General features: G+C 65.2%; 1 pseudogene (only partly in view). It reads left to right on the forward strand.

The annotated features are described in order from the left end of the window. Positions 1-537, forward strand: a pseudogene (thrC, locus tag FDZ70_11135) (threonine synthase) (it extends 600 nt beyond the left edge of the window).

Raw genomic sequence — 537 nt, forward strand, 5'->3', positions numbered from 1 at the left:
GCTCATGGGCGTGCCGATCGGCCGTCTCATCTGCGCGAGCAACGAGAACAACGTGCTCGCCGACTTCATCGCCACGGGCGTCTACGACATCTCGTCGCGCGACTTCGTCACCACCCCGTCGCCGTCGATGGACATCCTCATCTCAAGCAACCTCGAGCGGCTGCTCTACCACCTCGCCGGACCCGACGCGGTGGCCGGATGGATGCGCGACCTCACCGAGCACAAGCGCTTCCAGGTGGACGCCGAGACATTCCATGCCATACGCGAACTCCTCGTTGGAGACTTCGTGACCAACGAGGAGTCGCTCACGACCGTCAAGCGCGTGTGGGACGAGTTCGGCTACCTCATGGACCCGCACACGGCGGTAGCCTGGGAGGTCGCCACGCGCACGATGTCGGACAACCCGATCGTCGTGGTCTCGACGGCCCACTGGGCGAAGTTCGGCGCGGACGTCCTCAAGGCGATCTCGGGCACCCCATACACCGGCGCACTTGATGCGCAGTACGCCGAGAAGACCGGCGTCGAGCTACTCGGCGA

The organism is Actinomycetota bacterium, from assembly GCA_005774595.1.
GTDB lineage: Bacteria > Actinomycetota > Coriobacteriia > Anaerosomatales > D1FN1-002 > D1FN1-002.